The 25,244-nt window shown below is 66.6% G+C and carries 24 protein-coding genes; 12 read left to right on the plus strand and 12 right to left on the minus strand.

Going from position 1 to position 25,244, the window contains the following annotated elements; all coding sequences use genetic code 11:
* Nucleotides 1–114 precede the first annotated feature (114 nt).
* The 4 genes from cbpD to FOC67_RS04745 form a co-directional block, all read right to left on the minus strand.
* Nucleotides 115–1,284, minus strand: coding sequence for a chitin-binding protein CbpD (gene cbpD, locus FOC67_RS04730; RefSeq protein WP_003109418.1), 1,170 nt, complete (start codon nt 1,282–1,284; stop codon nt 115–117).
* A gap of 279 nt (nt 1,285–1,563) precedes the next feature.
* Nucleotides 1,564–2,187: an NAD(P)H-dependent oxidoreductase gene (locus FOC67_RS04735; protein ID WP_003140847.1), complete on the minus strand. Its 624-nt coding sequence runs from the start codon at nt 2,185–2,187 to the stop codon at nt 1,564–1,566.
* Complete coding sequence (locus FOC67_RS04740; protein WP_003085854.1) at nt 2,180–3,574, minus strand: class II fumarate hydratase; 1,395 nt, start codon at nt 3,572–3,574, stop codon at nt 2,180–2,182. The genes FOC67_RS04735 and FOC67_RS04740 overlap by 8 nt, the downstream gene beginning before the upstream one ends.
* A 128-nt stretch (nt 3,575–3,702) precedes the next feature.
* Nucleotides 3,703–4,722, minus strand: a complete 1,020-nt coding sequence (locus tag FOC67_RS04745) for a DUF2804 domain-containing protein (RefSeq protein WP_003109416.1) — start codon at nt 4,720–4,722, stop codon at nt 3,703–3,705.
* A 167-nt stretch (nt 4,723–4,889) separates the two neighbouring features.
* On the opposite strand from FOC67_RS04745, the gene FOC67_RS04750 reads away from it, so the two are divergent.
* The 7 genes from FOC67_RS04750 to FOC67_RS04780 all read left to right on the plus strand — a co-directional run bounded on the left by FOC67_RS04750 (nt 4,890) and on the right by FOC67_RS04780 (nt 12,893).
* Nucleotides 4,890–5,438, plus strand: coding sequence for a DUF2059 domain-containing protein (locus tag FOC67_RS04750; RefSeq protein WP_003120754.1), 549 nt, complete (start codon nt 4,890–4,892; stop codon nt 5,436–5,438).
* Between the two features lie 13 nt (nt 5,439–5,451).
* The gene (locus FOC67_RS04755) at nt 5,452–5,757 is read left to right on the plus strand and encodes a BolA family transcriptional regulator (protein WP_003109415.1); all 306 of its coding nucleotides are present in this window, start codon (nt 5,452–5,454) and stop codon (nt 5,755–5,757) included.
* Nucleotides 5,758–5,921: 164 nt separating this feature from the next.
* The gene (locus tag FOC67_RS04760; RefSeq protein ID WP_003109414.1) at nt 5,922–6,860 is read left to right on the plus strand and encodes a rhodanese-related sulfurtransferase; all 939 of its coding nucleotides are present in this window, start codon (nt 5,922–5,924) and stop codon (nt 6,858–6,860) included.
* 39 nt (nt 6,861–6,899) lie between these two features.
* Nucleotides 6,900–7,502 (plus strand): DsbA family protein, encoded by a 603-nt coding sequence (locus tag FOC67_RS04765; RefSeq protein WP_023980573.1) that lies wholly within the window; start codon nt 6,900–6,902, stop codon nt 7,500–7,502.
* Nucleotides 7,495–9,285, plus strand: a complete 1,791-nt coding sequence (locus FOC67_RS04770) for an ABC transporter ATP-binding protein (RefSeq protein WP_003106581.1) — start codon at nt 7,495–7,497, stop codon at nt 9,283–9,285. The genes FOC67_RS04765 and FOC67_RS04770 overlap by 8 nt, the downstream gene beginning before the upstream one ends.
* Before the next feature lie 294 nt (nt 9,286–9,579).
* Nucleotides 9,580–12,036, plus strand: a complete 2,457-nt coding sequence (locus tag FOC67_RS04775) for an EAL domain-containing protein (RefSeq protein ID WP_003134291.1) — start codon at nt 9,580–9,582, stop codon at nt 12,034–12,036.
* Nucleotides 12,037–12,110: 74 nt separating this feature from the next.
* Nucleotides 12,111–12,893, plus strand: a complete 783-nt coding sequence (locus FOC67_RS04780; RefSeq protein WP_003106577.1) for a TenA family transcriptional regulator — start codon at nt 12,111–12,113, stop codon at nt 12,891–12,893.
* Between the two features lie 51 nt (nt 12,894–12,944).
* Here the strand turns inward: FOC67_RS04780 and FOC67_RS04785 are convergent, their stop codons facing one another.
* From FOC67_RS04785 to FOC67_RS04795, 3 genes are all read right to left on the minus strand, one after another.
* Nucleotides 12,945–13,904 carry a zinc-binding alcohol dehydrogenase family protein gene (locus FOC67_RS04785; protein ID WP_003085871.1) on the minus strand — a complete coding sequence of 320 codons (960 nt, stop codon included), beginning with the start codon at nt 13,902–13,904 and terminating at the stop codon, nt 12,945–12,947.
* Nucleotides 13,905–13,929: 25 nt separating this feature from the next.
* Nucleotides 13,930–14,103: a DUF1427 family protein gene (locus tag FOC67_RS04790; RefSeq protein ID WP_003109411.1), complete on the minus strand. Its 174-nt coding sequence runs from the start codon at nt 14,101–14,103 to the stop codon at nt 13,930–13,932.
* Between the two features lie 83 nt (nt 14,104–14,186).
* Nucleotides 14,187–14,975: a helix-turn-helix transcriptional regulator gene (locus tag FOC67_RS04795; protein ID WP_003117130.1), complete on the minus strand. Its 789-nt coding sequence runs from the start codon at nt 14,973–14,975 to the stop codon at nt 14,187–14,189.
* Between the two features lie 321 nt (nt 14,976–15,296).
* On the opposite strand from FOC67_RS04795, the gene hppD reads away from it, so the two are divergent.
* The 4 genes from hppD (at nt 15,297) to arfB (ending at nt 19,156) form a co-directional block, all read left to right on the plus strand.
* Nucleotides 15,297–16,370 (plus strand): 4-hydroxyphenylpyruvate dioxygenase, encoded by a 1,074-nt coding sequence (gene hppD, locus FOC67_RS04800; protein ID WP_003134288.1) that lies wholly within the window; start codon nt 15,297–15,299, stop codon nt 16,368–16,370.
* Between the two features lie 297 nt (nt 16,371–16,667).
* Nucleotides 16,668–18,086 carry an amino acid permease gene (locus tag FOC67_RS04805; RefSeq protein ID WP_003085884.1) on the plus strand — a complete coding sequence of 473 codons (1,419 nt, stop codon included), beginning with the start codon at nt 16,668–16,670 and terminating at the stop codon, nt 18,084–18,086.
* A 152-nt stretch (nt 18,087–18,238) separates the two neighbouring features.
* On the plus strand, nt 18,239–18,622 hold the full coding sequence (locus FOC67_RS04810; protein ID WP_003085889.1) for a lysozyme inhibitor: 384 nt from the start codon (nt 18,239–18,241) through the stop codon (nt 18,620–18,622).
* A gap of 120 nt (nt 18,623–18,742) precedes the next feature.
* Nucleotides 18,743–19,156 (plus strand): alternative ribosome rescue aminoacyl-tRNA hydrolase ArfB, encoded by a 414-nt coding sequence (gene arfB, locus FOC67_RS04815; protein ID WP_003105972.1) that lies wholly within the window; start codon nt 18,743–18,745, stop codon nt 19,154–19,156.
* Nucleotides 19,157–19,178: 22 nt separating this feature from the next.
* On the opposite strand, the gene pbpG is transcribed toward arfB, so the two are convergent.
* From pbpG to phhA, 4 genes are all read right to left on the minus strand, one after another.
* Nucleotides 19,179–20,111: a D-alanyl-D-alanine endopeptidase gene (gene pbpG / locus FOC67_RS04820; RefSeq protein WP_009315299.1), complete on the minus strand. Its 933-nt coding sequence runs from the start codon at nt 20,109–20,111 to the stop codon at nt 19,179–19,181.
* 312 nt (nt 20,112–20,423) lie between these two features.
* Nucleotides 20,424–21,623, minus strand: a complete 1,200-nt coding sequence (locus tag FOC67_RS04825) for an amino acid aminotransferase (RefSeq protein WP_003110269.1) — start codon at nt 21,621–21,623, stop codon at nt 20,424–20,426.
* The gene (locus tag FOC67_RS04830; RefSeq protein ID WP_003085898.1) at nt 21,620–21,976 is read right to left on the minus strand and encodes a 4a-hydroxytetrahydrobiopterin dehydratase; all 357 of its coding nucleotides are present in this window, start codon (nt 21,974–21,976) and stop codon (nt 21,620–21,622) included. The genes FOC67_RS04825 and FOC67_RS04830 overlap by 4 nt, the downstream gene beginning before the upstream one ends.
* Before the next feature lie 104 nt (nt 21,977–22,080).
* Nucleotides 22,081–22,869 (minus strand): phenylalanine 4-monooxygenase, encoded by a 789-nt coding sequence (phhA, locus tag FOC67_RS04835; RefSeq protein WP_009315300.1) that lies wholly within the window; start codon nt 22,867–22,869, stop codon nt 22,081–22,083.
* Nucleotides 22,870–23,153: 284 nt separating this feature from the next.
* Between phhA and FOC67_RS04840 the strand changes: the two genes are divergently transcribed.
* Nucleotides 23,154–24,713, plus strand: a complete 1,560-nt coding sequence (locus FOC67_RS04840; protein WP_003105980.1) for a sigma-54-dependent phenylalanine hydroxylase transcriptional regulator PhhR — start codon at nt 23,154–23,156, stop codon at nt 24,711–24,713.
* A gap of 217 nt (nt 24,714–24,930) precedes the next feature.
* On the opposite strand, the gene FOC67_RS04845 is transcribed toward FOC67_RS04840, so the two are convergent.
* Complete coding sequence (locus FOC67_RS04845) at nt 24,931–25,197, minus strand: DUF2790 domain-containing protein (protein ID WP_003085904.1); 267 nt, start codon at nt 25,195–25,197, stop codon at nt 24,931–24,933.
* Nucleotides 25,198–25,244 lie beyond the last annotated feature (47 nt).

Genomic DNA, 25,244 nt, shown 5'->3' on the forward strand with positions numbered 1-25,244 from the left:
ACACGTAGCCAGGGTTTCGCCGGGGGACTGTACCGTTGCGCGGATTCGCCGTCTCGCGGCGGGTGCCTGGCGGCGAAAACGACTGCCGCCCGGAGCGGGCGGCAGTCGAGGGCGTTACAGCAGGGTCCAGGCGTCCTGCCAGGCCATGCCCTTGCCCGGGGCGTAGTAGAGGTCCCAGCCCTTGCACCAGCCGGAGTTCGGGTAGGGCTTGCACTGGTAGCGCTTGCCATCGGCACCGCGCACTACGGTCCCGGCGTCGTATTGCTGCAGGCCTTGCGGATAGTCGAAGTCGACCTTGCCGTCGCCGCCCGGCTGCTCGCCGCCGCCCTCGACCGGCAGTTCGATGTCGACCTGGAAGCGGTAGCCGGCCTGGCGCACGTAGACCTGGTTGTCCTGCGAGCTGGCCACCGGGCTGACCGCCCCGTAGGCATCCAGCACGCCGACGTTGACCAGGGTGGAGTCCTGGTTGACCTTCTGCGCCAGCGCCAGCGGCCATTGCTTGGCACCGTTGTTGCCCTGGGCCAGGGTCAGGCTGTGACGCTGGGCGTCGCGGCCCTGGGCATCGAACAGACGCAGGGTGACGGTAGCACCGGCTGGCAGGTCCTGCTGCGCGCGCAGGTTGCCCAGCGCTTGCCAGGGGTTGGCGACGGCGCCGCTGAAGCTCACGTCGATGCAGGCGTAGAAGGCTTCCGGGCTGTCCGAGCGCTGCCAGACGTTATAGATCACATGCTTGCCGGTCTTGCCCTGGGGCAGCGGGCAGTTCATCCGGTAGGTGCCGTTCTCCAGCTTGACGCTGGTGATCGAGCAGAACGGCGCGGGTTCCAGGTCGCTCCAGGCCAGCGGCTTCTCGGGGTTGTAGCCGTCCTTGGTGATGTAGAAGTCGAAGTAGCGGGTCGCGTGCGGCGCGCTGGCCTTGTAGACGAACTGGAAGTTGCCGCTGGCGTCCGGCGCAATGGCAGTGCTGGGCCAGTCGCTGCGAGCCAGGTTCAGGCCCTTGAACAGTGCCTTGCCGGCGCCGCAGAGCTGGCCGTCGGGGACCACCGCCTGGTGGTTGCCGTTGGCGTTGCCCTGGTTGACGCCATTCCAGTCGTACAGCGCCTGGGTGCCGCCGGCGGCGACGGCGGCCTTGCAGGCGGCCGACTTGGGATTCTCCGGACCTTCGAGGAAGCAGCCGTAGACCCGGCTGGGCGGCGTTTCCATCGAGCCGTGGGCATGGGCTGCCTGGGGCAGGAACAGGGCGAGGGTGAGTGGCAGGAGTGCCAGGGTGGCTGAGTAGTGTTTCATGACAAGTCCTTTTTTCCAGAACCGGATTCATTTCGAAGCGGGCTGATCCTAGCCCTCGGTGCCGGTTTGAGGTCCCTACCAAATGTGACGGGCCGGTCAGATTCGCTACCCATTCCTGATGGATGTCGCGGAATGCAAAGCGGTCGGCACCCGCACTGTGAGCCGGTAGAGGCAGGCAAAGGGCCGCCATGGGGGCGGGGAAGGCAAGCCGGCGGGAAGGTGGCGGACCTGTCAGAACGATCAGTGTCCGCGCCCGGCCGCAGCCGGGCGGGAAGGGAACTAGACCTGGCTGCCGAGCTGTTCGGCGCGACGCAGCCAACCCTGGCGCTGTTCCTCGCTGGAACTGCGCATCGGCGCGAACTCTTCCAGGCGGCGGGTGGCGATGCCACAGGCGCCGAGCACGCTGCGCACCATCTGCCGGTGCGCCGGCGGGCCCTTGAGGAAGCGCAGCCGCGACAGCGGCTGGTCGTGGCAGACCAGCAGGTCGGCGCTGCGCCCGCCCAGCAGTTGCTCCCAGTCCTTGTCCTGGGTGCCGCGGTAGCGGAAGGCGAAGCCCGGCTGCAGGGCGCGGTCGAAGAAACCCTGCAGCAGCGCCGGCAGGCCGCCCCACCAGACCGGGTAGACGAACACCAGGTGCTCGGCCCAGTGGATCTGCCGCTGCGCTTCCAGCAGGTCAGGTTCGAGCACCTGGCTCTGCTCGTAGCCTTCGTGGAGGATCGGGTCGAAGGCCAGTTCGCCCAGTTTCAGTTCGCGCACCACGTGATCCTTGCTGCGCGCGCCCTGGGCGTAGCATTCGGCGAGCAGGTGGCAGAAGCTCTTGCGCTTGGGCGAGCCGACGATCAGCAGGATGCGCTTGCCGTCGCCTTCCAGCGGGGTGGCGCCGGACTTGGCGGTTTCAACCATGATGGCCGGCCTCCAGCATCTGCTCCGGCCGTACCCATTCGTCGAACTGCGCTTCGTCCAGGTAGCCCAGCTGCAGCGCCGCGGCGCGCAGGGTGGTGCCTTCGGCGTAGGCCTTCTTGGCGATTTCGGCGGCCTTGTCGTAGCCGATGTGCGGGTTCAGTGCGGTGACCAGCATCAGGCCGCGCTCCAGCAGGTCGGCCATGCGCTGGGCGTCCGGCTCCAGGCCGGCGACGCAATGCTTGTTGAAGTTGCGGCAGCCGTCGGCGAGCAGGCGGATGGACTCCAGCAGGTTGTAGACGATCACCGGCTTGAACACGTTGAGTTGCAGATGGCCCTGGCTGGCGGCGAAGGAAATCGTGCTGTCGTTGCCCATGACCTGGCAGGCCAGCATCGACAGCGCCTCGCACTGGGTCGGGTTGACCTTGCCGGGCATGATCGAGCTGCCCGGCTCGTTGGCCGGCAGCTTCACCTCGGCGAAGCCGGCGCGTGGGCCTGAGCCGAGCAGGCGCAGGTCGTTGGCGATCTTCATCAGGGCCACCGCCAGGCTCTTCAGGGCGCCGGAGAGGATGACCAGCGGCTCGTGGCCGGCCAGGGCGGCGAACTTGTTCGGCGCGGCGACGAAGGGCAGGCCCGATTCGGCGGCGATTTCCGCGGCGATGGCGTCGGCGAAGCCCTTCGGCGCGTTGAGCCCGGTGCCCACAGCGGTGCCGCCCTGGGCCAACTGGTAGACCGCCGGCAGCGCCGCGCGGATGGCGCGCTCGGCATAGTCGAGCTGGGCGACGAAGGCCGAGAGTTCCTGGCCGAAGGTGATCGGCGTGGCGTCCATCAGGTGGGTGCGCCCGGTCTTGACCAGGCTGGCGTGCCGCGCCGACTGTTCGGCGAGACCGCCGGAAAGCTCGGCGATGGCCGGCAGCAATTGTTCGTGCACGGCCTTGGCGGCGGCGATGTGCATGGCGGTGGGGAAGCTGTCGTTGGAACTCTGCGCGCGGTTGACGTGGTCGTTGGGATGCACCGGCGACTTGCCGCCGCGCGGATTGCCGGCCAGTTCGTTGGCGCGGCCGGCGATCACCTCGTTGACGTTCATGTTGGTCTGGGTGCCGCTGCCGGTCTGCCAGACCACCAGCGGGAAGTGTTCGTCGTGGCGGCCTGCGAGGACCTCGTCGGCGGCCTGTTCGATCAACCGGGCGACTTCCGGCGGCAGTTCGCCGAGGTGGTCGTTGACCCGCGCGGCGGCTTTCTTGATCAGCGCCAGGGCGTGGATCACGGCGAGCGGCATGCGCTGGCCGCCGATGGCGAAGTTCTCCAGCGAGCGCTGGGTCTGGGCGCCCCAGTAGGCGTCGTCGGGCACCTCTATGGTGCCCAGGCTATCGGTTTCGGTCCGGCTCATGAGTGTTCTCCAGGGTGCGTATCCGGCAGTTTAGGCCTTCGCTCCCGCCTTGGGTTCCGCTGCCGTCGCTTCCTCGTGGGCATTTTTCGCCGCGCTGCGGGTCGGAAATAGATTGCCCGCCGCCGGCGTCACCAGCGCGCGCGGGTCGAACCGATCCAGCCGAGGGCGCCGTCCACCGGCACGCAGTCGCCGTCGTCGTGGCGCAGGGTGCCGTTGAAACGGCCGAACCACTGGCGGGTATTGGCATAGAACAGGCCGACGCTGGGCCGCGCCTGGTGCAGCTGTTCGGGACGGAAGAGCAGCTCGACGCGACCGCAGGCGCTGTCCAGGCGCCATTCGGCCAGCGGGTCGCGAGGCTCGCGGATGTGCACGTCGTCGAGCACGCGGCTGAGCTTGCCGCCGAACCACAGGGCGTTCTCGCGCAGGTCGCTGGCTTCGGTCCAGCCGGTGCCGAAGTTGCCGGCGATGCCGCCGGGGGCGGCGAAGGCGGCGCGGGTCCAGTAGGTATGCAGCGGCCAGACGCCGCGGCCGAAGTCCAGCGCGGCGAAGCTCTGGCCCGCCTGGCAGTCGTAGCGCCGGCGGCCGAGTTGCAGGCAGCCGCTGATCGGCAGGCCGAGCTGGCGGCTACAGGCATGGAAGGTGTGTTCGCCCATCGGCACCACCAGGTTCACCGACTCCAGGTGCGACGGTCGTCGCACTTCCAGCGCCAGCTCCAGCGGCAGGCCGCCGAGGTCCGGGGCCTGGCCGGTGACGCGCAGGCGCCCGGGCTGTTCGTCGAAGCGCAATTGCAGGCGGGGATGCTCGAAGGCATGGCTGGCCTGCGGCTCGTCGGGCAACTGGCAGCCGAGGCCGAAGAAGCGGATCTGCGTGTGCGCTACCGCCTGGCCGCTGTCCAGGTCGAGGAAATAGGCGGCGCCGTAGGTCAGGTAGTCGAGGTCGGCGATGGTCAGCGAGAGCATCCAGCCGGGGCTGACGATGCACCAGTGGTTCCAGCGCTTGCGCCGGCCGAAGTGGCCGGGGATGTGGCAGAGCACCCGCGGCCGGGCGGACCAGCCGACCGCCCGGGGATCGAGCCGGCCGTGGCTGTCGCAGAGGTTGCGCAGGGGCGGGGGCGATACGGCGAGGGTATCGGCGGCGGTTCCGTTCATCTAACACATCCATGTGACAGGCTGACGCAAGCATGCCGGCTGCGGAAGGAAGGCGGCAAGTACCCACTACAGAACTGATAGTAGACGGCATGGAGCGGGCGGGCGCCGGATAGGATTCTCCCGATATTCGGCGCCGCGCTTGAGCGGATTTCGAACTTAGGCGCAGAATGTCGGGTCCCACGGACACATCTACCCAACCTCAAGGATTTTCCATGACCCGTCTTCGCCTCATCGGCAGCGCCGTGCTGCTCAGCCTCAGCTCCATGGCCATGGCCGATTCCGCCAGCCAGGCCGAGCAATTCCTCAAGCTGGTCCATGCCGACAAGCTGACGGTCCCGGTCTATGCCCAGGTGCAGCAGATGCTGGCCCAGCGCTTCGCCCAGGCCAAGGCGCCGGAGAGCAAGAAGGCGGTTCTCGAGCGTTACCAGGCCAAGGCCAATGCCGAACTGGACCGCGCCATCGGCTGGGACAAGATCAAGCCCGAGCTGATCAAGCTCTACACCACCAACTTCACCGAGTCCGAGCTGAAGGACCTGAATGCCTTCTACCAGTCGCCGCTGGGCAAGAAGGTGCTGGAGAAGATGCCGCGCCTGACCGCCGAATCCGCCCAACTGACCCAGGCCAAGCTGCAAGGCGCCGTCGAGCCGGTGAACAAGCTGATGGCCGACATGGACAAGGAACTCGGCGTCGCCGCGCCGGCCCAGAAGAAAAAGTGAGTCGTGATTCGCGATGAGCATGCGTGACCGTATCCAGACCGCCCTGCAGCCCCTCGATCCGCAACACGTCGAGGTGCTCGACGAGAGCCACATGCACAGCCGCGGGCTGGAGACCCACTTCAAGGTGGTGCTGGTCAGCCCGCAGTTCGCCGGGTTGAACGCGGTGAAGCGGCACCAGAAGGTATATGCCACCCTCGGTGGGTTGATGGGCGAGTTCCACGCCCTGGCGCTGCATACCTTCACCCCTGAGGAGTGGAGCCAGGCTGCGGTGCCGTCCTCGCCGACCTGCCGCGGCGGGAGCAAGCACGACATACCCTGAGACGGCGTCCGTCGCGGCGGGGTGCAGAGCCTGCCCCTGCTGCGCTAGACTACGCACCCAGCGCCGGCCTTCCGCCGGCGTTGTCGTTTCCATGGCGCCAGCGGCTGGCGCTTTTCGTTCCGGTCCGCCCTTTACGCGGGCGACCACCTGGAGGCTATATCCCCATGACATCCATCGTCGTGGCGGCGCTGTACAAGTTCGTGACTCTCGACGATTACGTGGCGCTGCGTGAACCCCTGCTGCAAACCCTGCTCGACAACGGTGTGAAAGGCACCTTGCTGCTGGCCGAGGAAGGCATCAACGGCACCGTCTCCGGTAGCCGCGAAGGCATCGATGCGCTGTTCGCCTGGCTGCGCAGCGATCCCCGGCTGGCCGATATCGAGCACAAGGAATCCTACTGCGACGAACAGCCGTTCTACCGCACCAAGGTCAAGCTGAAGAAGGAAATCGTCACCCTCGGCGTGCCTGGCGTCGATCCGAACAAGCAGGTCGGCCAGTATGTCGAGGCGAAGGACTGGAATGCCCTGATCAGCGATCCGGAAGTCCTGCTGATCGATACCCGCAACGACTACGAGGTGGCGATCGGCACCTTCGAGGGCGCGGTCGATCCGAAGACCAGGTCGTTCCGCGAGTTCCCCGAGTACATCAAGGCCCACTACGACCCGGCGCGGCACAAGAAGGTGGCGATGTTCTGCACCGGCGGCATCCGCTGCGAGAAGGCTTCCAGCTACATGCTCGGCGCCGGTTTCGAGGAGGTCTTCCACCTCAGGGGCGGCATCCTCAAGTACCTCGAAGAGGTGCCGCAGGAACAGAGCCTGTGGCGCGGCGACTGCTTCGTATTCGACAACCGCGTGACCGTGCGCCACGATCTTAGCGAGGGCGAGTACGATCAGTGCCACGCCTGCCGCAACCCGGTTTCGCTGGAAGACCGCCAGTCCGAGCACTACGTGCCCGGCATCAGCTGTCCGCACTGCTGGGACTCGCTGAGCGAGAAGACCCGCGCCGGCGCCCGCGAGCGGCAGAAACAGATCGAACTGGCGCGGCAGCGCAACCAGCCGCACCCGCTCGGTCGCGATCCGCGCCAGTCCACGCTGGAGAACTGAACCTTGGCCAAGGCCCGCCTGCTGTACGTGATGGACCCCATGTGTTCCTGGTGCTGGGGCTTCGCCCCGGTCGCCGAGGCGCTGTCCCGGCAGGCGGCCGCCGACGGCGTCGCTTTCCACCTGGTAGCCGGTGGCCTGCGCGCCGGCCACGGCGCGGCGCTCGACCCGAATACCCGCGGCTACATCCTCGGCCACTGGCAGACCGTGCAGCAGACCACCGGCCAGCCGTTCCGCTTCGACGACGCGTTGCCCGAAGGCTTCGTCTATGACACCGAGCCGGCCTGCCGGGCCCTGGTGGCGGCGCGCAGCCTCGACGAGGAAAGCGCCTGGCCGCTGGTGAGGGCGATCCAGCGGGCGTTCTACGCCGAGGGTCGCGATGTCACCCAGGCGGCGGTGCTCGCCGACCTGGCGGAAGCGGTGGGAATTCCACGCATCGAGTTCGCCGCGGTCTTCGACAGCGGCGAGGCGCGTGACGCCACCGCCGCCGATTTCGCCTGGGTCCAGGACCTTGGCATCGCCGGGTTCCCGACCCTGCTGGCCGAGCGCAACGGCCAACTGGCGTTGCTCACCAACGGCTACCAGCCGCTTGCCGAACTTTCACCCTTGCTCGGCCGCTGGCTGGAACGGGGCCGGCATGAGTGAGCGCGGAGACCGCCTGAGCTGGGCGGAGATTCGTCGACTCGCACTGCGCCACAAGAAAGCCCTGTTGCTCGCCAACCTGGTGGCGGTGCTGGCCACCCTCTGCACCGTGCCGATCCCCTTGCTGCTGCCGTTGCTGGTGGACGAAGTGCTGCTCGGCAAGGGCGACGGCGCGCTGCGTTTCATGGACCGCCTGTTGCCCGCCGACTGGCAGGTGGCGTTCGGCTACATCGGCCTGATGCTGGCGGCGACCCTCCTGTTGCGGGGGGCGGCGCTGGTGTTCAACGTGCTCCAGGCGAAGCTGTTCGCGCGGCTGTCCAAGGACATCGTCTACCGCATCCGCCTGCGTCTGATCGAGCGCCTCCGGCATATCGCCCTGGGCGAATACGAAACCCTCGGCGGCGGTTCGATCAGCGCCCACCTGGTGACCGACCTGGACACCCTGGACAAGTTCGTCGGGGAAACCCTCAGCCGCTTCCTGGTCGCCTTGCTGACGCTGCTCGGCACCGCCGCGATCCTGGTCTGGATGCACTGGCAGCTGGCCTTGCTGATCCTGCTGTTCAACCCGCTGGTGATCTGGTCCACGGTACAACTGGGCAAGCGCGTCAAGCACCTCAAGAAGCTCGAGAACGACAGCACCGCGCGCTTCACCCAGGCGCTCACCGAGACCCTCGAGGCGATCCAGGAAGTCCGCGCCGGCAATCGCCAGGGCTATTTCCTCGGCCGCCTCGGCCACCGCGCCCAGGAAGTCCGCGACTACGCCGTGGCCTCGCAATGGAAAAGCGACGCCGCCGGGCGCGCCAGCGGCCTGCTGTTCCAGTTCGGCATCGATGTGTTCCGCGCCGCGGCGATGCTTACCGTGCTGCTCTCGGACCTGTCGATCGGCCAGATGCTCGCGGTATTCAGCTACCTCTGGTTCATGATCGGTCCGGTCGAACAGCTGCTCGGCCTGCAATACGCCTACTACGCCGCTGGCGGCGCGTTGCAGCGGATCAACGAGTTGCTGGCGCGGGCCGACGAGCCGCGCTACCCGCCGCTGCGCGATCCGTTCGCCGGCCGCACGACCGTTGGCATCGAGGTGCGCGGGCTGGATTTCGCCTACGGCGAGGACAAGGTCCTGGAGCAGTTGGACCTGAACATCGGCGCCGGCGAGAAGGTTGCCCTGGTCGGCGCCAGCGGCGGCGGCAAGAGCACGCTGGTGCAACTGCTACTCGGCCTCTACAGTGCGCAGCGCGGCAGCATCCGCTACGGCGGGGTGCCCCTGGAGGAAATCGGCCTGGACTGCGTGCGCGAACATGTCGCGGTGGTTCTCCAGCATCCGGCGCTGTTCAACGACAGCGTGCGGGCCAACCTGACCATGGGCCGCGAACGCAGCGACCAGGCCTGCTGGCGGGCTTTGGAGATCGCCCAGTTGGCCGACGGCGTGCGGCGCCTGCCGCAGGGGCTGGACACCGTGGTCGGGCGTTCCGGGGTGCGCCTGTCGGGCGGTCAGCGGCAGCGCCTGGCGATCGCCCGGATGATCCTCGCCGAGCCCAAGGTGGTGATCCTCGACGAGGCCACCTCGGCCCTCGACGCCGCTACCGAGTACGCCCTGCACCAGGCGCTCGGCGACTTCCTCGAAGGCCGCACCACATTGATCGTGGCTCATCGGCTGTCGGCGGTGAAGCAGGCCGACCGGGTCCTGGTCTTCGATGGCGGGCATATCGCCGAAGACGGCGACCACCAGCAACTGATCGCCGAAGGCGGCCTCTACGCCCGGCTCTACGGACATCTGCAACAGATGTGAGGCGCCAGGCTGTCGCCTGGCGGTTTTTCTCGTATATTCCATATAAGACATCCGGTTTTTATTGGCTGCGGCAATAAAAAACGCTGTCTGTTCCGCCAGGTGCAGGGCAGGTTCGGCAAACAGCCACTAGACTCCTACTGTTTGCCGGGTGTCCGCCTACTCCAGCGTCGTGGCTGCCGGCAGGCAAGGCCTCGGGAGTTCTGCGACGGGATCTTGAGCGGCCGACAGGTGATGCAGTCAGGGGTGACGGAGACGGCACCCGATCGCTTAGCGCCAGTTTGAATGGTAGATGGAATGAGGCAGAACCGGACTCTCGACAAGCCCCGCCTGCTCGGCCTGGTATGGCCCTTCATCGTCGTGGTGCTGTTGCAGGCCATGCTGGCGGGCGGCAGTCTCTACGTCCTCTCCGCGGTGCGCAGCTATGTCGGCGGCGAAAGCCTCTGGTCGAAGGGCCAGAAGGATGCCATCTACTATCTCACCCTCTATGCCGACTCACGCGCCGACGAAGACTTCCGCCGCTACGAGGAGGCCATCGCGATCCCCCTCGGCGACCGCGAGATGCGCCTTGCCCTGGACCAGCCCGACCCGGACATCGAGGCGGCCCGCCAGGGCATCCTCAAGGGCGGCAACCATGCCGACGACGTTACCGCGATCATCTGGCTGTACCGCAACTTCCACGACTTCAGTTACTTCGAGCGCGCCATCGAGCTGTGGCTGGTGGGCGACAAGTACGTCATGGAACTGATCGACGTCGCCGGCAAGATGCGCGCGGGCATCGGCACCGGGCAGGCCAGTGCCGAGCAGGTGCAACAGTGGAAGACCGAGATCCACGCGATCAACGAGAAGGTCACGCCGGCGGCCAAGGCCTTCAGCGACGCCCTCGGCGAGGGCTCGCGGGCCTTGCTCAGGCTGCTGCTGGTGGCCAACCTGACCACCGCCAGCGTGCTCATCCTCCTGGCGTTCCTGCGTACCCGGCAACAACTGATGCAGCGCCAGGAAGTGGAGAACGCCCTCGATGCCGAGCGCGAACGGGCCCAGATCACCCTGGCCTCGATCGGCGACGGAGTGATCACCGCCGACACCCAGGGGGGCATTTCCTACCTCAACCCGGCCGCCGAGCAGATGACCAACTGGACGCTGGACAAGGCCCGCGGCCTGCCCCTGGCGTCGCTGTTCCGGATCGTCGACGAAAGCTCGCGGGAGGAGGGCATGCTGCTGATCGAGCAGATCCTCAGCGGCGAGATCGACGGCGGCCGCGAGCATTCCAAGCTGGTCCTGCGCCACGACGGCAGCAGCGTGCCGGTGACCCTGGTGGGCGCGCCGATCCATCGCGGCGGCGAGATCACCGGGGTGGTCCTGGTGCTTCACGACATGACCCGCGAGCGCCAGTATATGGCGCGCCTGTCCTGGCAGGCGACCCACGATGCGTTGACCGGGCTGACCAACCGCCGCGAGTTCGAGTATCGCCTGCAGATAGCGCTGGAACGCCTGGAGCGCAACAGCGGGCGGCACGCCCTGATGTTCCTCGACCTGGACCAGTTCAAGCTGGTCAACGACACCTGCGGCCACGCCGCCGGCGACGAACTGCTGCGCCAGGTCTGCACCCTGCTGCAACAAGGCTTGCGCGAGGGCGACACGCTGGCGCGGCTGGGCGGCGACGAGTTCGGCATCCTGCTGGAGAACTGCCCGGCGGAAAAAGCCGTGGAGATCGCCGACCATCTGCGCAAGACGGTCCAGGACCTGCACTTCACCTGGAGCGGGCAGCCGTTCAACTGCACCGTCAGCGTCGGCCTGGTGCACCTGCTGCCGGGTATCTCGACCCTCGAGGAGGCACTGCGCTCCGCCGACATGGCCTGCTACATGGCCAAGGAAAAGGGGCGCAATCGGGTCCAGGTGTTCCATCAGGACGACGTCGAACTGTCGATGCGCTTCGGCGAGATGACCTGGGTCCAGCGCATCCACCTGGCGCTGGAGGAAGACCGCTTCAGCCTCTATGCCCAGCCTATCGTGCCGCTGGGCGAAGGCGCGGAGGAGGGCTTGCACGTCGAACTGCTGCTGCGCCTGCGCGACGAGGGCGGGCGCCTGGTGCCGCCGCTGAGCTTCATACCCGCCGCCGAGCGCTACGGCCTGATGACGCTGATCGATCGCTGGGTGGTGGAGAATGCCTTCCGCACCCTCGTCGAGCGCGCCCAGGACCCTCGCGCCGAGCCGATCGGCACCTGCGCCATCAACCTCTCCGGCGCGACCATCGGCGACGAGTCGTTCCTGCAGTTCCTCACCGAGCTGTTCGCCCGTTACCGCATTCCGCCGCAGACGATCTGCTTCGAGGTCACCGAAACCGTGGCGGTTGCCAACCTGGCCAGCGCCATCCGCTTCATCAACGAGCTCAAGGACACCGGTTGTCGTTTCTCCCTGGACGATTTCTGCGCCGGCATGTCGTCCTTCATCTACCTCAAGCACCTGCCGGTGGATTACCTGAAGATCGATGGCAGCTTCGTCAAGGACATGCTCGAGGATCCCATCGATCGCGCCATGGTCCAGGTGATCAACCATATCGGCCACGTGATGGGCAAACGTACCATCGCCGAGTTCGTCGAGACCGTCGAAGTGATGGAGGCGCTGCGCGAGATCGGCATCGACTATGCCCAGGGCCTGGCCATCGGCGCGCCCCTGCCGTTCAGTCGCCAGCCTCCGGGCGCAGGGCTGGATGCCCAGGGCCTGTGGCCGAGCCTCGGACAGAACCTCCGGTAGGTGACCGCGGAGCGAAGAAAGAGTAGTTTCGCTGCTATGAGGCCGTTGCCGAGAAGAAGAGAAGGGAGACGGGTGTGAGCGAGTTCTTTGACCGTACGGGCCCCTTGCAGGAGGCGGGAAGCTATCCGCAGTGGGCGCAGCAACTGATCGTCGACTGCCAGGCGAGCAAGGACCGGGTTTCCGGCCACGAGCTGTACCGGCGCATGCGCGACGCCGAGCTGAGCCCGGCGCTGATGCGCCTGTACCTGATCGGCGGCTGGCCGGTGGTCGAGCAGTTCCCCTTGTACATGTCGCAGAACCTGCTGAAGACCCGTTTCGCCCGCCATCCCGGCGAAGACATGGCGCGCCGCTGGCTGATGCGCAATATTCGGGTCGAACTCAACCACGCCGACTACTGGCTGCACTGGGCCGAGGCCCACGGCGTGAGCCTGGCCGAGATCCAGGCGCAAGACGTGCCGGCCGAACTGCACGCGCTCAGCCACTGGTGCTGGCACACCTGCGCCAGCGACTCGCTGGCGGTGGCCATGGCCGCCACCAACTACGCCATCGAAGGCGTCACCGGCGAGTGGTCGGCGCTGGTCTGTTCGAACGGCGTCTACGAAAACGCCTTCCCCAAGGAAGGCCGCAAGCGCGCCATGAAGTGGCTCAAGCTCCACGCCCAGTACGACGATGCCCACCCCTGGGAGGCGCTGGAGATCATCTGCACCCTGGCCGGCACCAATCCCAGCGCCGAGCTGCGCCGGCAACTGCGCGACGCGATCTGCAAGAGCTACGACTACATGTACCTGTTCCTCGAGCGCTGCATGCAGCTGGAGGAGGCGCGCAGCGCCCGCAAGCTCGCGGTCGGCGCGGAGTAGCCTTGCGCACAGCGGAATCCCGGCGTGTTCCGCCGGGATTCCGCCCGCTCCTCAGGGCACCAGGATGATCTTCTCGCAGGTGCCTTCGTTCACCGCCCGGTACTGCTCCACGCCCTGCTCCAGCGGGACTTCCCGCAGCCCGTCCGGCAGCGGCAGGCGGCCCTGGTCGAACAGCTTGCCGAAGGCGTCGAGGAAGCCTGCGCAGGCTTCCACGCCATAGAGCAGCGAGTTGATCCCCACCACCGAGCCACCGCGGCGGTACAGGTTCAATGCGGGTAGGCGCACATGGCCGTCGGCCGGTGCGGCGATGATCGCCAGGCGACCGAAGGCGGCCAGCGCCGGGACCGCCGCCTCGAGCCAGAAACCGGTCGTATCGAAGATCACCTCGGCCCCGCCGGGGAAGATCCCTTCCACCTGTGCCGCCAGTTCGGCCGGCTCGCCCAGCAGCAGCGCGGCGATGCCCTGCGTTTCCAGCGCCTGGCGTTGCTCCTCGCGCCGCACCGCGCCGATCGCTTCGGCCCCCAAGGCCTTGGCCAGCGCCAGCGCGGCCTTGCCGACCGCGCCGTTGGCGCCGATTACCAGGAGCCGGGTACCGGCCTTGACCTGGCTGCGTTGCAGGGCGTCCCAGGCGGTGCTGTAGGGCACCCCGCAACTGGCGGCCTGGGCGAAGCTCAGGCTTTCCGGCTTGAGCGCGACGCCGGCGGCTGGCAGGGTCAGGAACTGCGCGTGGCTACCGTCGCGGAAGAATCCCGGCTCCCGCCCGGTGCCCCAGACCGCCTGGCCGAGCAGGGCCTTCGGTCCCTCCACCACCACCCCGGCGAAGTCGCGGCCCGGTACCCGGGGCAGGGTGGTATAGGGGAAGCGGCCGAGGACGTTCTTCACGTCGCTCGGATTCAGCCCGGCGGCGCGGATTTCCACCCGCACCTCATCGGCGGCGGGAAGCGGGTCGGGCATGTCCACCAGCTTGAGGGCGGCGAGGTCGCCGGTACGGTCGAATTGCAGTGCTTTCATCGGGGGCTCCGTGTCGTCGCGGCGATCAGTGCAGCCACTGCTGCAGCAGGTCGCGGCCAAGGGGGAAAAGCTGTTCGCCGAGCTGCATGCCAAGCAGGCCGACCAGGGCGATGGCGGGTGGCGCCGGCGAGCGGAAGTCGAGTACGGCGTAGAGCAGGCCGACCAGCAGGCCGATGCCGAGGGAGATCAGGTAGTTCATGGCGGCTGACAGGGACGGTGAACGATGGTGCCAGTCTAGTTGGCCGAAAAAACATCTATCGGCCAATCGCTATCGAATACCGGTCAAGGCTGGAACGGCTGGTGATGCTCGGCCCTGTACTCGGTGGGAGAGACGCCCAGCTCGCGGCGGAACATGTCGCTGAAGGCGCTCGGCGTATATCCCAGGGCATGGGCGATGCCTGCCACCGGACGGCCATCGATCAGTGCGGCGGCGGCGGTCGCCAGCTGCACCTGCCGCCGCCAGTCGGCGAAGCCCATGCCCAGGCTGCGCTGGAACAGGCGCGAGAGGGTCCGCACGCTGGCCCCGGCGTCTTCGGCCAGGCGCTCCAGGCCGATGTCCAGGGAGGGATTGGCCATCACCGCCTGGCACAGCGCGAGCAGGCGCCTGTCGGAGGCGTCCGGCAGCGGTACGCGGAGGCTGGAACGGCGCGCGCGACCGAGTTCGAGCACGGCGAGATCGGCCAGCGCCCCATAGTAGTGGGGGTCGCTCTGTCGTTCCTGCTCCACCAGGCTGACGATCAGCTCGCGCAGCAGCGGGCCGACCACCAGCACCAGGGTGCGGTCCTCCAGGCCGCGGGAGAGTTCCGGGCTCAGGTAGATGTTGCGCATCTGCAACTCGGAGGCGACCCGCACCGCATGGCGCAGGCCCGGTGGCAACCAGACCGCCCGTTGCGGCGGGACCGGCAGGGCCTCGTCGGGCGTCTCCAGCCACATCATCCCGGACACCGCATAGAGCACCTGGCCCCAGGCGTGCTCGTGGGCATCGACGCGGTGCCCGGCAGGATAGCTGCGGGCGACGCCGCGCAGGGGCCGGCGACTGTCGCTCAGGTCGGGTGGGGCGGGTCGTGCCATGGGAATGCCGTCGCGGAGGAAAGACGCAGGTTAACCGCTTGACGCCGATCATGCAGCGCCGGCTTTCAGCGCAGCCGTGACAGCGCTGCTGGCAGCTTTTCGCACCGCACTGTAAAGATAATTTTACGAAGACCGGGCGTTCGCCATGCATGCCGCCGGCGCGTAAGGAATAGTTGCCAGAAACCCTGCGCCAGGCCCTGCGCCGGGCCCTGCCGACGGCTTGTCCGCCGCGCCGCCACGGGGTGAGATGAAGGCATCTCCCATGTCGCCGGCCGCCTGGACCGGCGGCGGTCCATTCAACAAGAACAACGAGGAGGCCGGATGAACGCCGTGGCCAAGATCGAACAGCACAATCCCATCGGTACCGACGGATTCGAATTCGTCGAGTTCACCGCCCCCGACGCCAAGGGCATCGAGCAGCTGCGCCAGCTGTTCAACATGATGGGCTTCACCGAAACCGCCAAGCATCGTTCCAAGGAAGTCTTCCTGTTCCAGCAGAACGATATCAACATCGTGCTCAACGGCAGCCCGACCGGGCATGTCCATGAATTCGCCCTCAAGCACGGCCCGAGCGCCTGCGCCATGGCCTTCCGGGTGAAGAACGCTTCCCAGGCCGCCGCCTACGCCGAATCCCAGGGCGCCAAGCTGGTGGGCAGCCACGCCAACTTCGGCGAGCTGAACATCCCTTCCCTGGAAGGCATCGGCGGTTCGCTGCTGTATCTTGTCGACCGCTACGGCGACCGCAGCATCTATGACGTCGACTTCGAGTTCATCGAAGGCCGCAGCGCCAACGACAACTCGGTCGGCCTGACCTACATCGACCACCTGACCCACAACGTCAAGCGCGGCCAGATGGACGTCTGGTCCGGCTTCTACGAGCGCATCGCCAACTTCCGCGAGATTCGCTACTTCGACATCGAAGGCAAGCTCACCGGCCTGTTCTCCCGCGCCATGACCGCGCCTTGCGGGAAGATCCGCATCCCGATCAACGAGTCGGCCGACGATACCTCGCAGATCGAGGAATTCATCCGCGAATACCATGGCGAAGGCATCCAGCACATCGCCCTGACCACCGACGACATCTATGCCACGGTGCGCAAGCTGCGCGCCAACGGCGTGAAGTTCATGTCGACCCCGGACACCTACTACGAGAAGGTCGACACCCGCGTCGCCGGGCATGGCGAGCCGCTCGAGCAACTGCGCGAACTGAACCTGCTGATCGACGGCGCCCCGGGCGACGACGGCATCCTGCTGCAGATCTTCACCGACACGGTGATCGGCCCGATCTTCTTCGAGATCATCCAACGCAAGGGCAACCAGGGTTTCGGCGAGGGCAATTTCAAGGCCCTGTTCGAGTCCATCGAGGAAGATCAGATTCGCCGCGGCGTGATCTGATCCCGCTGCCGCCAGCCTGTTCCGGGGCTGGCGGTTTTCCTTGCGCTCCGCGTTTCCGTTCCAGCGGCGCCGATCGCGCCAGCCTTGCCCGCACCGCCGAGCCACAAGCCTGGCGGCCCATTCACGTCACGTACAACAACAAACAGGTGACGCATGATCCGTGAGTCCTTCCTTCGCCCAGCCGACCGCCCGCCGCCACGCGCCCCGCATGGCGCCCGCCGTGCGCCTGCCGCCTGAGCCGCACGGCCCCGTTTCGCCTCCGACAACAATAAATTTCCACTTGCGTGAGATAACTCAATGGACGGCCAACATCCGCATTCGGGCGAGCTCAAGCGCGGCCTGAAGAATCGTCACATCCAGTTGATCGCCCTCGGCGGCGCCATCGGCACCGGCCTGTTCCTCGGCTCGGCCGGGGTGCTTAAGTCGGCGGGCCCGTCGATGATCCTCGGCTACGCCATCGCCGGCTTCATCGCTTTCATGATCATGCGCCAGCTCGGCGAGATGATCGTCGAGGAGCCGGTTGCCGGCTCCTTCAGCCACTTCGCGCACAAGTACTGGGGCGGCTTCGCCGGCTTCCTCTCCGGCTGGAACTGCTGGGTGCTGTACATCCTGGTCGGGATGTCGGAACTGACCGCGGTCGGCAAGTACATCCACTACTGGTGGCCGGAGGTGCCGACCTGGGCCACGGCGGCGTTGTTCTTCGTCGTCGTCAACGCGATCAACCTGGCCAATGTCAAGGCCTTCGGCGAAGCCGAGTTCTGGTTCGCGATCATCAAGGTGGTGGCGATCATCGGCATGATCCTGCTCGGCTGCTACCTGCTGTTCAGCGGCAGCGGCGGTCCGCAGGCTTCGGTGAGCAACCTCTGGGCACACGGCGGTTTCTTCCCCAACGGAGTGAGCGGCCTGGTGATGGCCATGGCGATCATCATGTTCTCCTTCGGTGGCCTGGAAATGCTCGGCTTCACCGCGGCCGAGGCGGACAAGCCGAGGACGGTGATCCCGAAGGCGATCAACCAGGTGATCTATCGCATCCTGATCTTCTACATCGGCGCCCTGGTCGTGCTGCTCTCGCTGACGCCCTGGGACAGCCTGCTGCAGACCCTCAACGCTTCCGGCGATGCCTACAGCGGCAGCCCGTTCGTGCAGATCTTCTCGATGATCGGCAGCGGCACTGCCGCGCACCTGCTGAACTTCGTGGTGCTCACCGCCGCACTGTCGGTGTACAACAGCGGCACCTATTGCAACGGCCGCATGCTTCTCGGCCTGGCCGAGCAGGGCGATGCCCCGCGCGCGCTGGCCAGGGTCGACAAGCGCGGCGTACCGGTACGCGCCCTGGTGGTATCGGCGCTGGTGACCTTCCTCGCGGTGGTGGTGAACTATGTGATCCCGCACCAGGCGCTGGAGCTGCTGATGTCGCTGGTGGTGGCGGCGCTGGTGATCAACTGGGCGATGATCAGCATGGCGCACCTGAAGTTCCGCGCGCAGATGGACCGCCAGGGCACCCGCACGCACTTCCGCGCGTTCTGGTATCCGTACGGCAACTACCTGTGCATGGCCTTCGTGGTGTTCATCCTCGGCGTCATGTTGCTGATCCCCGGCATCCAGGTCTCGGTCTATGCCATCCCGGTCTGGCTGCTGGTGATGTGGGCCTGCTACCGACTCAAGGGAGCCCCGCGGCCGATGCCGGGCCTGCGGGTGAAGCCGGTCACCGAGTGATCGATGGGGCGCCGGCGCGCAGAGGAGAGGGGAGCGCTCCTTTGCGCGTCCCGGCGGCCCACAAGACTTTTTCTAGGGGCGCCTGTCGTTGACGCGGCAGGTGCCGAATTCCTACAGTGGCAGCGCCATTTTTTCTCGTTAGAGGGATTTCCATGAAAAAAGCGCTCTGGCTGCTTCTGGCTGCCGTTCCCGTGGTCCTGGTCGCCTGCGGCGGCAGCGACGACGACAAGCAGACCGCCCAGGTCGATTACCTGGCCCTGCCGGGGGATGCCAAGCTGGATACCCGCAGCGTCGACTACAAGTGCGAGAACGGTCGCAAGTTCACCGTGCAGTACCTGAACAAGGGCGACAACAGCCTCGCCGTGGTGCCGGTCAGCGACAACTCGACGCTGGTCTTCAGCAATGTGATTTCCGCCTCCGGCGCCAAGTACGCCGCCGGCCAGTACATCTGGTGGACCAAGGGCGAGGAAGCCACCCTCTACGGCGACTGGAAGGGCGGCGAGCCCACCGACGGGGTCGCCTGCAAGGAGCGTTGAGTTCGACCTGGCGCTTTAGCCGAAATGAAGGAACCCGGCCGCGGCCGGGTTTCTTTTGGCCTGCTTTTCCGCTCGGCAAAGGGGGTATGCTGGCAGCCCGTTGGTCCACCGTGCCGCCCCATGCTGATCATCTCCAATGCCGTCCACCTGCCCGACCATGAGATCGAGCTGAATGCCATTCGCGCCCAGGGCGCCGGCGGGCAGAACGTCAACAAGGTCTCCAGCGCGGTGCACCTGCGCTTCGACATCCAGGCCTCGTCGTTGCCGCCGTTCTACAAGGAGCGTCTGCTGGCACTGAACGACCAGCGCATCAGCGGCGACGGCGTGGTGGTGATCAAGGCCCAGCAGTACCGGACCCAGGAGCAGAACCGCGAGGATGCCCTGGAGCGCCTGGCGGAGTTGATCCGCAGCGTGGCCAAGGTGCAGAAGGCGCGGCGCCCGACCAAGCCTACGCGCGGCTCGCAGAAGCGCCGGCTGGACGGCAAGGCCAAGCGCGGCGCGGTGAAGGCCGGGCGCGGCAAGGTGGATTTCTGATCCGGCCGGTCTTCGCGACGGATCAGCGTACGGCCTGGGCCACCGGCTGGCCGAGGCCGCGCTCGCGGTCGCGTTGCAGGCGATAGGCCTTGGCCGCGGCCGGGATCGCAGTGACCTGGCCGGTTTCCAGCCAGCGTCGCAGGCGGGTGGCGTCGGCGAAGTGGGTGTACTTGCCGAAGGCGTCCAGCACCACCAGGTTGACCGGATTGCGGTTGATCGTGGTGCGCATCACCAGGCAGTGACCTGCTTCGTTGGTGAAGCCGGTCTTGGTCAACTGGATGTTCCAGGTCTTGTTGTTGATCAGGTGATTGGTGTTGCGGAAGCCCAGGGTGTAGTTGGGGTGGCGGAAGGCCACGGTCTTCTCCGGAGTGGTACTCCACTGGCTGAGCAGCGGGTATTGCCGGCTGGCCACCAGCAGGCGGGTGAGGTCGCGAGCGGTGGAGACGTTGTGCAGCGACAGCCCGGTCGGCTCGACGTAGCGGGTGTTCTTCATTCCGAGGGCGTGGGCCTTGGCGTTCATCGCCTTGACGAAGGCGTTCTTGCCGTCCGGATAGTTCTGCGCGAGGCTGGCGGCGGCGCGGTTCTCCGAGGACATCAGGGCGAGCAGGAGCATGTCCCGGCGGCTGATCTGGCTGCCGACCCGCACCCGGGAAAACACCCCGCGCATTTCGCTGGTCTCGCTGATGGCGATCGGCAGTACCTCGTCCAGCGGCAGTTTCGAGTCGAGCACGACCATGGCGGTCATCAGCTTGGTGATCGAGGCGATCGGCACCACCAGGTCGGGGTTGCGCGAGTAGAGCACCTTGCCGGTGTTCTGGTCGGTAACCAGCGCGCTGCCCGACGCCAGCTCCTGTTGCAGCGGCAGCCCGGCCTTGGGCGGCGGGGAGGCGGATACCGCGGTGGCAACGCTGAGGGACAGGAACAGGGTGACCAGTGACAGGAGACGGTTTCTCACGTGCGTTGCTCACTAAGACGAGAAAGTGGGGCCGTGGGGCGCAGTGTGAACTGGTGCCCATAATTGAGCATTTTATGCTCTTTTGTAGGAAAAGCACGTAGGGCTTTGAAAGTGCTGACTTATGGTTGGCCCGGTTCGGAGAGGTTCGGCGGATAACGCCTGTGGCGGTATTCGCCCTACGCCCACAAGGTCGTGGTGCGGTAGGGCGAATAACCGCAACGCGGTTATCCGCCGCCTCGGCGGGAGTGCGCGGCATTCGCTGGGGCGAAAAAAAGCCGGCCATCACAGCCGGCTCAGGGTAACCGTGAGGATTCAGTCCGCGCAGACCTGGGCGATGGCTTGCGCCAGGCGGTCGAGGCGGCGCGCGTCGAGACCGGCGACGTTGGCCCGGCCGCTGGAGACCAGGTAAACGGCGTGCTCGTCGCGCAGCCGAGCGACCTGCTGCGGGCTCAGTCCGGTATAGGAAAACATCCCGCGTTGCGCGCCGACATGGGCGAAGCGCTCGGCCAGGCCGTGCGGCGCCAGGGCTTCGACCAGGCCGATGCGCAGGCTGGCGATGCGCGAGCGCATGCCTTCGACCTCTTCCTGCCAGAGTCCCTTCAACTCGCTGTCGCCGAGGATCGCCGCGACCACCTCGGCGCCATGCGCCGGCGGGGTCGACCAGAGGTTGCGGGCGAGGAAGGCCAGTTGGCTACGCACGTCGGTGAGCTTCTCGGCGTTCTGCGCGCAGACGATCAGCGCGCCGACGCGGTCGCGGTACAGGCCGAAGTTCTTCGAGCAGGAACTGGTGACCAGCACCTCCGGTAGTTCGCCGGCGAACAGGCGTACCGCCCAGGCGTCTTCCTCGAGACCGTCGCCGAAGCCCTGGTAGGCGAAGTCGATCAGCGGCAGCAGCTCGCGGCGACGTACCACGTCGAGCACCCTGTGCCAGTCGTCGTGGCTCAGGTCGAAACCGGTCGGGTTGTGGCAGCAGGCATGCAGCAGCACCACGTCTCCCTGGGGAATGCGCTCCAGGCCAGCAAGCATCGCCTCGACATCCAGGCGGTTGTCGGCGCTGACGTAGGGGTAGTGGGAAACCTTCAGGCCGGCGGCGGCGAACAGCGTCTCGTGGATCGGCCAGGTCGGGTCGCTCAGCCAGATGCCGCGGCCGGGCAGGCAATGGGCGATGAAGTCGCCGGCCAGGCGCAAGGCGCCGGTGCCGCCGGGCGTCTGGGTGGCGTCGGCGCGTTGCTCCAGCAACAGCGGCGAGGCGGCGCCGAGCGCCAGTTCCGCCAGGCGCGCGGCGAACAGCGCATCGCCGTGGCCGCCGACGTAGCTCTTGGTGGTTTCCTGCTCGACCAGGCGCTGCTCGGCGAGTTTCACCGAGCGCAGGATCGGGGTCAGGCCCTGGGCATCCTTGTAGACACCGACGCCGAGGTCCAGCTTGTCCGCGCGCGGATCGTTGCGGTAGGCGTCGAGCAGGCCCAGGATCGGGTCGCCCGGTACGCGGGCGACCTTGGCGAAATGACTCATTTGCGCCCCTCGGCGGTTTTCGCTACCTCGTCGGTGCGCGCCGCCATGATGAAGTCGTTGCGGTGCAGGCCCTTGATCGAGTGGCTCCACCAGGTCACGGTGACTTTGCCCCACTCGGTCAGCAGGCCCGGATGGTGGCCTTCGGCCTCGGATATCTCGCCGACGGCATTGGTAAAGGCCAGGGCGTGCTTGAAGTTCTTGAACAGGTAGACCTTCTCCAGTTGCATGATGCCGTCGCGGACTTCGATGTTCCAATCCGGAATCTGCCGCAGCAGCACGGGCAGTTCTTCGTCGCTGACGTGCGGGGCGTCGGCGCGGCAGGCTTCGCAATGGGCTTGGGTGAGTGCGGTCATGGTGGGAGTCCTTGGTTGTCGCATGTGGGAGCGGCGGACGGGCCGGACCCGTCCACCATAGTTCAAGGCCGCCGCGGGGTCAGCCGCGGTGGCGGCGATTCTCGTCAGGCCGCCTGCTTGGGCGGGAACAGCGGCGCGTGCAGGCCCAGGCGCATGGCCTCGTGGACCAGTGCCATGATGTCTTCCTGGGCCAGTTGGAACAGGCGCTTGAGGTCGGGCAGGACGAAATAGAGCGGTTGCAGGATGTCGATGCGGTAGGGCGTGCGCATCGCCTCCAGCGGATTGAAGGCCTGGTGCAGCGGCTCGTCGGAGAGGCAGTAGACGGTCTCCTTCGGCGAGGAGAGGATGCCGCCGCCGTAGATGCGCTTGCCCTGGTCGGTCTCGACCAGGCCGAACTCGATGGTCATCCAGTACAGGCGGGCGAGGAACACGCGTTCCTCCTTGCTCGCCTTGAGGCCGAGCTTGCCGTAGGTATGGGTGAACTCGGCGAACCAGGGGTTGGTCAGCAGTGGGCAGTGGCCGAAGATCTCGTGGAAGATGTCCGGCTCCTGCAGGTAGTCCAGTTCTTCCGGGGTGCGGATGAAGGTGGCGACGGGGAATTGCTGGCTGGCCAGCAGTTCGAAGAAGGTCTGGAACGGAATCAGCGCCGGAACCCGCGCCACGCGCCAGCCGGTGGTGGCCTGGAGAACCCTGTTGATCTCGTCGAGCTGGGGGACCCGGTCGTGGGGCAGGCCGAGCTGTTCGATGCCGTCGAGGTATTCCTGACAGGCGCGGCCTTCGATCACCTTCAGTTGCCGGGTGATCAGGGTATTCCAGACCTGGTGCTCGGTTTCCGGATAGTGGATGAAACCGTTGTCGTCGGGCTGGCGGGCCACGTACTGCGTCGTTTTCATACGGACTCCATGAGCGGCTTGTGGCCGCGGGGTCTTTGTTGTTGTCGTTGCCTTATCGATACCGCGTCGGGACGGTCCGTGCAGCCCTGGATAGGGACCGGGCAACGGGGAGGAATCGGCGTTTTCGTAAAGTTTTCCTTACGAATTGGCCTGGGTCGCCTGTTCATTGGGCCAGGCATTGTTGCTGGTGAGTCTAACTGTCACATATTCTTGACGGAAATTTCCGGCCGGGAGTTAAAAAAACCGGCCGCGAGCCCATCAGAACGACAACACCGGGCCACGCCATGCGTATCAAAGTGCACTGCCAGAACCGTGTAGGCATCCTCCGCGACATCCTCAACCTGCTGGTCGACTACGGCATCAACGTCAATCGCGGCGAAGTCGGCGGCGACCAGGGCAACGCCATCTACCTGCTCTGTCCGAACATGATCAACCTCCAGTTGCAGTCGCTGCGGCCCAAGCTGGAGGCGGTGCCGGGGGTCTTCGGGGTCAAGCGCGTCGGCCTGATGCCCAGCGAGCGCCGGCACCTGGAACTCAACGCGCTGCTCGCCGCCCTGGACTTCCCGGTGCTCTCGGTGGACATGGGCGGGCAGATCGTCGCCGCCAACCGTGCCGCCGCGCAGTTGCTCGGCGTGCGCGTCGACGAGGTGCCGGGGATTCCGCTGTCGCGCTATGTCGAGGACCTCGACCTGCCCGAACTGGTGCGCGCCAACAAGGCGCGGATCAACGGGCTGCGGGTCAAGGTGAAGGGCGACGTGTTCCTCGCCGACATCGCGCCGCTGCAATCCGAGCACGACGAGAGCGAGGCGCTGGCTGGAGCGGTGCTGACCCTGCATCGCGCGGATCGCGTCGGCGAGCGCATCTACCATGTGCGCAAGCAGGAGCTGCGTGGCTTCGACAGTATCTTCCAGAGTTCGCGGGTAATGGCCGCGGTGGTCCGCGAGGCGCGGCGCATGGCGCCGCTGGACGCGCCGCTGCTGATCGAGGGCGAGACCGGCACCGGCAAGGAGCTGCTGGCGCGCGCCTGCCACCTGGCCAGCCCGCGCGGGCAGTCGCCGTTCATGGCGTTGAACTGCGCCGGCCTGCCGGAATCCATGGCCGAGACCGAGCTGTTCGGCTATGGTCCGGGAGCCTTCGAGGGCGCCCGTCCGGAAGGCAAGCTCGGCCTGCTGGAGCTTACCGCCGGCGGTACGCTGTTCCTCGACGGCGTCGGCGAGATGAGCCCGCGCCTGCAGGCCAAGTTGTTGCGCTTCCTGCAGGACGGCTGTTTCCGCCGGGTCGGCAGCGACGAGGAGGTGTACCTGGACGTGCGGGTGATCTGCGCCACCCAGGTAGACCTGTCCGAACTCTGCGCCAAGGGCGAATTCCGCCAGGACCTCTATCACCGTCTCAATGTGCTCTCGCTGCACATCCCGCCGCTGCGCGAGTGCCTGGATGGCCTGGCGCCGCTCGCCGAGCATTTCCTCGACCAGGCCAGCCGGCAGATCGGCTGCGGCCTGCCGAAGCTTTCCGCGCAGGCGCTGGAACGTCTCGAACGCTACCACTGGCCGGGCAACGTGCGGCAATTGGAAAACGTGCTGTTCCAGGCGGTTTCGCTGTGCGAAGGGGGAACGGTCAAGGCCGAGCACATCCGCCTGCCGGACTACGGCGCACCGCAGCCGCTGGGGGATTTTTCCCTGGAAGGAGACCTCGACGCCATCGTCGGGCGCTTCGAGAAGGCGGTGCTGGAGCGCCTGTTCCGCGAGCATCCGAGCAGCCGCCAGTTGGGCAAGCGCCTCGGCGTTTCGCATACCACGGCGGCGAACAAGCTGCGCCAGCATGGCGTGGGGCAAGGCGAGGGCTGAGCGGCATGCTTGCCGGTTTGTTGCAGGCTGGGAAAGAAACGGCGGAGGCGTCGGCCCCTGTGGAAGGGCGCCAGCGCGGTGAGGCGCGGGGAAGACGGCCAGGATGTTCGCCGAGGGGCGGGATTTTCGCCGCCGAGTACACAATGATCGCGCCGGATGGGCGAGCTGCCCCTCGTGGCGCGATCCTTCGGAGGTCGACCCGGAGGTCGAGGAGAGTTTAGCCGCCAGTGCAGCCGTTGCCCCAGACCTGATATTCGACGGTATGTTTCTGGCCGTTCGAATCTTCGTAGGTCATGCGTGCGGGAACGATGCCGCAGGCATTGGAAGTGTCGGTTGAAGATATAACGCGAGCCACATCCAGTTGCATGCCATAGGCATATTCTTCAACAGCGTTTTCCTGCTGGCTGGCAGGTTGATCCTGGGCGCCAGCCGCCATCACCAGCGGCGAGCAGGCGAACAGGGCCATCAGGGCGAAAGCCTTCATTACTATTTACCTGAGTAGTTTCTGAGTGGGTACGATCTGCCGTCGGA

Source organism: Pseudomonas sp. FDAARGOS_761 (genome assembly GCF_013343155.1).
In the GTDB taxonomy this organism is placed as follows: domain Bacteria; phylum Pseudomonadota; class Gammaproteobacteria; order Pseudomonadales; family Pseudomonadaceae; genus Pseudomonas; species Pseudomonas aeruginosa.

What these genes read in the sequence shown, in the direction of transcription:
- cbpD (WP_003109418.1), bottom strand. Translation starts at nt 1,284, where the DNA reads ATGAAACACTACTCAGCCACCCTGGCACTCCTGCCACTCACCCTCGCC.
- FOC67_RS04735 (WP_003140847.1), bottom strand. Translation starts at nt 2,187, where the DNA reads ATGGTTGAAACCGCCAAGTCCGGCGCCACCCCGCTGGAAGGCGACGGC.
- FOC67_RS04740 (WP_003085854.1), bottom strand. Translation starts at nt 3,574, where the DNA reads ATGAGCCGGACCGAAACCGATAGCCTGGGCACCATAGAGGTGCCCGAC.
- FOC67_RS04745 (WP_003109416.1), bottom strand. Translation starts at nt 4,722, where the DNA reads ATGAACGGAACCGCCGCCGATACCCTCGCCGTATCGCCCCCGCCCCTG.
- FOC67_RS04750 (WP_003120754.1), top strand. Translation starts at nt 4,890, where the DNA reads ATGTCGGGTCCCACGGACACATCTACCCAACCTCAAGGATTTTCCATG.
- FOC67_RS04755 (WP_003109415.1), top strand. Translation starts at nt 5,452, where the DNA reads ATGAGCATGCGTGACCGTATCCAGACCGCCCTGCAGCCCCTCGATCCG.
- FOC67_RS04760 (WP_003109414.1), top strand. Translation starts at nt 5,922, where the DNA reads ATGACATCCATCGTCGTGGCGGCGCTGTACAAGTTCGTGACTCTCGAC.
- FOC67_RS04765 (WP_023980573.1), top strand. Translation starts at nt 6,900, where the DNA reads ATGTGTTCCTGGTGCTGGGGCTTCGCCCCGGTCGCCGAGGCGCTGTCC.
- FOC67_RS04770 (WP_003106581.1), top strand. Translation starts at nt 7,495, where the DNA reads ATGAGTGAGCGCGGAGACCGCCTGAGCTGGGCGGAGATTCGTCGACTC.
- FOC67_RS04775 (WP_003134291.1), top strand. Translation starts at nt 9,580, where the DNA reads ATGAGGCAGAACCGGACTCTCGACAAGCCCCGCCTGCTCGGCCTGGTA.
- FOC67_RS04785 (WP_003085871.1), bottom strand. Translation starts at nt 13,904, where the DNA reads ATGAAAGCACTGCAATTCGACCGTACCGGCGACCTCGCCGCCCTCAAG.
- FOC67_RS04790 (WP_003109411.1), bottom strand. Translation starts at nt 14,103, where the DNA reads ATGAACTACCTGATCTCCCTCGGCATCGGCCTGCTGGTCGGCCTGCTC.
- FOC67_RS04795 (WP_003117130.1), bottom strand. Translation starts at nt 14,975, where the DNA reads ATGGCACGACCCGCCCCACCCGACCTGAGCGACAGTCGCCGGCCCCTG.
- hppD (WP_003134288.1), top strand. Translation starts at nt 15,297, where the DNA reads ATGAACGCCGTGGCCAAGATCGAACAGCACAATCCCATCGGTACCGAC.
- FOC67_RS04805 (WP_003085884.1), top strand. Translation starts at nt 16,668, where the DNA reads ATGGACGGCCAACATCCGCATTCGGGCGAGCTCAAGCGCGGCCTGAAG.
- FOC67_RS04810 (WP_003085889.1), top strand. Translation starts at nt 18,239, where the DNA reads ATGAAAAAAGCGCTCTGGCTGCTTCTGGCTGCCGTTCCCGTGGTCCTG.
- arfB (WP_003105972.1), top strand. Translation starts at nt 18,743, where the DNA reads ATGCTGATCATCTCCAATGCCGTCCACCTGCCCGACCATGAGATCGAG.
- FOC67_RS04825 (WP_003110269.1), bottom strand. Translation starts at nt 21,623, where the DNA reads ATGAGTCATTTCGCCAAGGTCGCCCGCGTACCGGGCGACCCGATCCTG.
- FOC67_RS04830 (WP_003085898.1), bottom strand. Translation starts at nt 21,976, where the DNA reads ATGACCGCACTCACCCAAGCCCATTGCGAAGCCTGCCGCGCCGACGCC.
- phhA (WP_009315300.1), bottom strand. Translation starts at nt 22,869, where the DNA reads ATGAAAACGACGCAGTACGTGGCCCGCCAGCCCGACGACAACGGTTTC.
- FOC67_RS04840 (WP_003105980.1), top strand. Translation starts at nt 23,154, where the DNA reads ATGCGTATCAAAGTGCACTGCCAGAACCGTGTAGGCATCCTCCGCGAC.
- FOC67_RS04845 (WP_003085904.1), bottom strand. Translation starts at nt 25,197, where the DNA reads ATGAAGGCTTTCGCCCTGATGGCCCTGTTCGCCTGCTCGCCGCTGGTG.